The following is a 5,776-nucleotide window of genomic DNA, read 5'->3' as shown; positions in this document are numbered from 1 at the left end:
AAATAGCTATATTATCCAAGTTAAATTACAAAAAATTATTTAAAATTAAAGGAGAAGGTGAATTTAATGCATTGGTACAAAAATTTAAAAATCAAAGTTAAATTTATTATTTGCTTTGGGCTAATATCTATTTTAGTTTTTATGCTAGGTATAATGGGAGTAACCAATATAAACTATACAAATAATAGTTATAAATCATCTATACATTCAAATGAACAAGCTGTAACTAGAGGCATAGAAGTTATAGAAGATGTTACAAACTTAAGAGTAACAGCTTTTAATCATTTAACAAAGATAGATGCTAGTACACGAGACACTATAAGAAAAGATATGGCTGAAGCTTATGAAATAGCAAAAGGACATATGGAAGAATACCTTAATCTTATAAATGGTGATAACAAAAATGAGTCTAGAAAAGAAGAAATAGACTTAGTTACATCAACAATAGGTTTATTAGATGAATACTATAATGGTTTTTTACAATATGTTGATGCTAGGATAGAAGGAAATGAAGCAAGGGCAGAAGAACTTGATAACAAGTTAACAGAAATAGGTAATAACTTTTTTAAAGCTATATATAATACTCCTTTAAAAGCTTTTGAAAGTTTATCTAATGATGTTTCATTATCTGAGAAAAAATCTTTAGTAAGAATAACACAATTTTTAGTTGTATTTATTATCATACAATTTTTTGTAGTTTTATTTGGTAATAAATTATCAAGGGATATTAAAAATCCTATTGAAAAATTAAAAGGTATTGCTTTAAATGTTGCAAGAGGTAACTTAGAAAATAATTGTAGAACAAATGTTACTGACGAGATAGGTGAATTATCTAATGCTATTGCTGATATGTCAGAAACATTCCAATACATATTAGATGATATTAATGACCTTTCAAATCAATTTGAAGAAGGTAATGTATCTTATAGAATAAACAGCTCTAGATATGAAGGCTCATTTAATGAAGCTACTGAAGCTATAAATACAGTTACAAATCAATTAATAGAAGATTCTTTATATGTAGTAGATAGAATTAAAGATTTTGGTAACGGTAACTTTGATGTAAAAGTTAAAGACTTTCCAGGAGAAAAAGCTGTTATTCAAGAGGGTGTTATTGCTGTTCAAGGTGCACTTAAAAGTGTATCTAATGACATATCAAGTCTTATAGATGCAGCTAATGAAGGTGATTTAGAATTTAGACTTGATACATCTAAATATGTAGGACAATGGAAAGATACAATAGAAGGATTAAACCGTTTTGTAGAAAATGTTGTTGTACCTATTAAGGAAACTCAAAATGCACTTAACCAATTCTCTGTGGGTAACTTCTCTCATAGAATAACAAATGAGTATAAAGGTGAATTTAATAATATTAAACAAACTGTAAATTATACTGCAGAAACTATTGATTCTTATATAACAGAAATATCTAATACATTAAATGAAATGGCTAACAAAAACTTTGATATTTCTATAGATAGAAATTACCTTGGCGATTTTGAAGAAATACAAAAATCTGTAAACTTAATTATTCAAAACCTTAATGTTTTAACAAAAGATATTATATCATCAGCAGAACAAGTATCTATTGGTTCTAAGCAAATATCAGAATCTAGTATATCTTTAGCAGAAGGTGCAACAGAACAAGCAAGTTCTGTAGAGGAGCTTAATTCAACAGTAACTACTATTTCTAAACAATCTAGAGATAATGTTATTAGCTCAGAAAAAGCTAGTGAGCTTGCTTTACAAGCTAGAAATAGTGCTAATGATGGTAGTGAACAAATGGACAAAATGTTATTAGCTATGGAAGATATAAATATTTCTTCTAATAGTATATCTAATATTATTAAAGTTATTGATGATATAGCTTTCCAAACAAATATACTTGCTCTTAATGCTGCTGTAGAAGCTGCTCGTGCAGGGGAACACGGTAAAGGTTTTGCTGTTGTTGCAGAAGAAGTTAGAAGCCTTGCTGCAAGAAGCCAACAAGCTGCTAAAGAAACTACTGAGCTTATTAAAAGTTCTGTAGAAAAAGTATCTGAAGGTTCTAGAATTGCAAACCATACAGCCGAATCTTTAATAGATATAGTAAAACAAATAGAAGAAATTTCTAATCTTACATCTTCTTGTGCTAAATCATCTAAAGAACAAGAAGTTTCTATTAAACAAATTACAGAAGGTATTCAACAAATAGCAACTGTTACACAAAATAACACTGCTACTAGCGAAGAATCTGCAGCTGCAGCAGAAGAACTTTCAAGTCAAGCTGAAGTATTCTATGCTTCTGTGTCAGATTTTAAATTAAAAGACAATATTTAATTATAACAAAAAATGTCATATAAAATACCCCATATATTATTTAATAATATATGGGGTATTTTATATGAATATTAATACTAAAAAATTAAAATAAGTAATTATTTAAGTAATATAAAATTAATGTTTAAAATGTCTAATATTTGTAAATACCATTGCTATATTATGCTCATCACAAAGCTTAATAGAATCTTCATCTCTTATAGAGCCACCTGGTTGTATAATAGCAGTTACACCATTTTTTATAGCTTCTCTCACACAATCATCAAAAGGGAAAAAGGCATCAGATGCTAATACACTATCTTTTATAACATCTTTATCTATCATTTCTTGTCCGTGTTCGATGGCTTGTCTTGTTGCCCAAATTCTGTTTACTTGTCCATTACCTATACCAATAGATTGTTTATTTTTACCTAAGGCAATACCATTAGATTTAGCATATTTTACTATTTTCCAAGTAAATATTAAATCTTCCATTTCTTTATCTGTAGGTTTTCTTTTTGTTACAACTTTTAATTCATCTTGAGATAAAAGAGCATTATTAATATCTTGTACCAGTATACCACCAGAAACTTTTTTAATGTCAAAAGCAGTTACAGGTTGCTTTTTATCAATATTATCAAGAGTTAATAAGCGTATATTAGCTTTTTTTGTTAATACATCAAGAGCTTCTTTAGTAAAACTAGGAGCTAGTATAACCTCTAAGAAAATTTTATTCATTTCTAGGGCAGTTTTTTCATCTATTTCTCTATTAGATACAACAATACCTCCGAAAATAGAAGTAGGGTCTGCATTATATGCTTTTACATAAGCATCATATATACTTGAAGCACTAGCAACACCACAAGGGTTAGAGTGTTTGCAAGCAACTATAGTAGGCTCATCAAATTCTTTTAAAAGGTCTAATGCACCGTTTGTATCATTTACATTGTTAAATGACATTTCTTTTCCGTGAAGTTGTTTAAAGTTTGTAAGCATACCTTTGTTATGTCCAATTTCTTTATAAAAGCAAGCCATTTGATGAGGATTTTCTCCATATCTCATATCTTGAACTTTTTCAAAAGTCATAGTAATAGTATCGTCATATTTAGGTAAATTTGCTTTTTCTTTCATATAATTAGCTATTAGTGTATCGTAATGAGCCGTATGGCTAAAAACTTTGGCAGATAAATAAAAATTAGTTTCTTTAGATACTTTGCCATTAGTTTTAAGCTCTTCTAAAACTTTGTTATAGTCTTCATTAGATGTAATAACAGAAACATCTTGATAATTTTTGGCAGCAGCTCTAAGCATACTAGGTCCACCAATATCTATATTTTCTATTGCTTCTTCTAAAGAAACATTTTCTTTTAAAATAGTTTGTTTAAAAGGATATAAATTAACAACAACTATGTCAATAAGAGATATATTTAATTTTTCTATTTGCTCCATATGTTCTTTATTATCTCTAATAGCCAATATACCTGCGTGTATATTAGGGTGTAGAGTTTTTACTCTACCATCTAAACATTCTGGATAACCAGTAACATCAGAAATATTTGTTACTTTTATACCATTTTCTTTAAGTAGGTTATATGTACCACCTGTCGATATAATTTCAATATTTAAATCTTCTAGTTGCTTTGAAAAATCTACAATACCTGTTTTGTCTGATACACTAATTAATGCTTTCATAATAAAACTCCTTTTTAATAAAATTAGTAAATAAAAAAGCCCACCTGTGCAATAAAAAATTACCCAGACGGACGATTAATAAATTTTGTACTCCCCTGTGTTAATTCACATACCGCCAGTTGTACAAAACATTATATTTAATTTTTAATATGTAATAATAATATCACTAAAAATAGATATTGTCAATATTATAGATATTATTTGACAGTTTTATAATATTTGATATACTATTTGTTAAGAGAATTATATTTTATGGAGGAAATAATATGAATGAAAAAGAAATATTAGATGTTTTAAAGGAGTACATAAATATAGAAGATATAAATATAGATAAAATACCTAATATAGAATTATATATGGACCAAGTTACTACATTTATAGATGATAGCCTTAATGCTTATAAAAGAAATGATGACCAAAAAATAATAACAAAAACAATGATAAATAATTATACAAAAGATAAAATTTTATCTCCACCCAATAAAAAAAAATATAATAAAGAACATTTGATATTATTAATTTTAATATATCATTTAAAATCTATACTTTCTATAAATGATATAGGATTAATACTAAAAAATAAAGAAAAAAATATAGAAGATATATACACTAAATTTATATATAATAAAAAGATATCAGATAATAATTTTTATAAAGATGTGGAGAATTTTTTATCTAGTGTAGAAAAAAATGAAGAAGATAGAACAAATTTAATAATATTTTTATTAAATATTATTAACGAGGCTAACCAAAGAAAGTATTTAGCAGAAAAAATAATAGATTTATATTTTAAAAAATAACTAAATATTTAACAAAAAGTGCACCTAATAATATTATAAAAATATTTAGATGCACTTAACATATTATTGCATAGAATTAATATAGTTTAAAATTAAGTCTACAGAATTATCTATCCCAATTTTGCTAGTATTTATAACTAAATCATAGTTTGTAGTGTTGCTCCAATCTCTACCTGTATAATAGCTATAATAGTGTCCTCTTTTTTTATCTGTTTTATAAAGTACATTTTCGGCGTGTTTTTTATCAACTTCTTTGTCTATTTCTAATAAACGCTTAATTCTAAAATCAATATCTGCTCTAAGGTATACTTTTACAAGGTTTTTTTCTTCTCTAAGTATGTAGTCAGCACATCTACCAACTATAACAGCAGATTTTTCATTTACTATACGCTTTATAACTTCAGATTGTATACCAAAAAGTTTATCATTTGTTAAAAAATCGTTATTTTGGAAGAATAGTCCGGTTGTAGAGGGTGTACCCATAGCTATGGAATATAAAAAGCTGTTTGTAGGTTTTTCATCAATATCTTCAAATAATGTTTCTGTAAATCCACTTTCTTTTGCTGCTAAAGATATAAGGTTTTTATCATAAAATTCGCATTCTAGTTTACTAGCAAGTTTAGAACCAACTTCTTTACCACCACTACAAAATTCTCTACAAATTGTTACAATTGTTTTTTTACACATAATAAATTCCTCCTAAATCCATTTTTTACTAATTATATCATAAATAAAATAAAAAACAAATACATTTTTTATATAAAAATAATATTAAATCTTTATATGTGGCATAAAATAATAATAAAATTATACAATATAATAATATTTATTAAATTTTAATAAGTATTATTATATTGTAAGTATATAATAAATTTGATATAATATATATATATAATAATAAGGAGCAGTATATATGTTAAATATAGGGATATGTGATGATAGTAAATTAATATGTAACTATATATTAGAAAATTTAAAAAAATATT

General features: G+C 26.0%; 4 protein-coding genes and 1 riboswitch. Of the genes, 2 read left to right on the top strand and 2 right to left on the bottom strand.

Going from position 1 to position 5,776, the window contains the following annotated elements; genetic code table 11:
* Nucleotides 1–66 precede the first annotated feature (66 nt).
* Nucleotides 67–2,319 carry a methyl-accepting chemotaxis protein gene (locus R5Z65_RS09280; protein ID WP_317368713.1) on the top strand — a complete coding sequence of 751 codons (2,253 nt, stop codon included), beginning with the start codon at nucleotides 67–69 and terminating at the stop codon, nucleotides 2,317–2,319.
* Between the two features lie 117 nt (nucleotides 2,320–2,436).
* Here the strand turns inward: R5Z65_RS09280 and purH are convergent, their stop codons facing one another.
* The gene (purH, locus tag R5Z65_RS09275) at nucleotides 2,437–3,990 is read right to left on the bottom strand and encodes a bifunctional phosphoribosylaminoimidazolecarboxamide formyltransferase/IMP cyclohydrolase (RefSeq protein WP_317368712.1); all 1,554 of its coding nucleotides are present in this window, start codon (nucleotides 3,988–3,990) and stop codon (nucleotides 2,437–2,439) included.
* A gap of 54 nt (nucleotides 3,991–4,044) precedes the next feature.
* A riboswitch (ZMP/ZTP riboswitch) is annotated at nucleotides 4,045–4,123 on the bottom strand.
* Between the two features lie 133 nt (nucleotides 4,124–4,256).
* On the opposite strand from purH, the gene R5Z65_RS09270 reads away from it, so the two are divergent.
* Nucleotides 4,257–4,790: a DUF1836 domain-containing protein gene (locus R5Z65_RS09270; RefSeq protein ID WP_317368711.1), complete on the top strand. Its 534-nt coding sequence runs from the start codon at nucleotides 4,257–4,259 to the stop codon at nucleotides 4,788–4,790.
* 63 nt (nucleotides 4,791–4,853) lie between these two features.
* Here R5Z65_RS09270 and R5Z65_RS09265 read toward each other — a convergent pair whose 3' ends face one another.
* Nucleotides 4,854–5,477 (bottom strand): cytidylate kinase-like family protein, encoded by a 624-nt coding sequence (locus R5Z65_RS09265; protein ID WP_317368710.1) that lies wholly within the window; start codon nucleotides 5,475–5,477, stop codon nucleotides 4,854–4,856.
* Between the last annotated feature and the right edge of the window lie 299 nt (nucleotides 5,478–5,776).

The organism is uncultured Tyzzerella sp. (assembly GCF_963558545.1).
GTDB lineage: Bacteria > Bacillota > Clostridia > Lachnospirales > CAG-274 > Tyzzerella.
The sequence above is the reverse complement of the archived record's forward strand: the minus strand, read 5'-3'. Positions and strand labels throughout refer to the sequence as shown.